Raw genomic sequence first — 981 nt, forward strand, 5'->3', positions numbered from 1 at the left:
ACCCGTTGTGCATTTAGAAATATAGGAAAAAAGATTGTTCATTTGATTAAAAAATCGTATATTTACCTGACTACCAATCACTTAAATACATGAACAATCTCATTCAAAATTACGAAATTATTTTAAAAGAATTGACAAATACTTGCGGACATATTACAACTTCTAAGCAAATCAGAGTTCCAAAACTTTCTGATTTGGAATTGGTTGCACTTACGGTGACGGCAGAGTATATGTCTATTAACTCTGAATTACAGTTATTTAGAATGCTTTCTGGCACTGTTTTAGAAAATAAAATTGAAAGAAGCGTTTTCAATAAAAGACGAAGATCACTTTTTCCATACTTTGAAAAAATACGGATAGTTTTAAGCGGTAAATTTTCAGAATTTACAGACGTTTTTGTAGTAGATTCTACACCAGTTGAAATTTGTAAAATAAGTAGAGCATTACGCTCAGAAATTTGCTCCACTGAACAAATCCGACCAGCTTTTGGATATTGTGCAGCACAAAAAACCCGTTATTTTGGATTTAAACTCCACGCAGTTTGTGATAAAAATGGAATTTTTCATTCGTATGATTTTTCTCCTGCAAATATCCACGACGTGAATTATCTTAAAGACATTAAAGAAAACTTCAAAAACTGTGAATTAATAGGTGATAGAGGATACATCAGTAAAGAACTACAAGTAGATTTATTCAATTATTCAAACATAAACTTATCTGTACCAATGCGAAAAAACCAACTAGATTTTGTAAAATTCTCTTATACAAAATCTAAAATTAGAAAAAGAATTGAGACAGCATTTTCGCAATTAGCAGGTCAGTTCACAATCAATGTCAATTTTGCAAAATCATTTCAAGGTTTAGCAACAAGAATTGCATCTAAAATCACTTCCTTTACAATGATACAGTATCTGAATTTTTTCGTTTTTAAAAGAAGTATAAATAAAACAAAAATTAATTTATGCTAAATGCACAACAGGT

At 29.8% G+C, this 981-nt stretch carries 1 protein-coding gene; it reads left to right on the forward strand.

The annotated features are described in order from the left end of the window. Positions 1-89 precede the first annotated feature (89 nt). On the forward strand, positions 90-968 hold the full coding sequence (locus QWY78_RS09230; RefSeq protein ID WP_189208193.1) for an IS982 family transposase: 879 nt from the start codon (positions 90-92) through the stop codon (positions 966-968). Positions 969-981 lie beyond the last annotated feature (13 nt).

This window comes from Kaistella yonginensis (genome assembly GCF_030409525.1).
GTDB lineage: Bacteria > Bacteroidota > Bacteroidia > Flavobacteriales > Weeksellaceae > Kaistella > Kaistella yonginensis.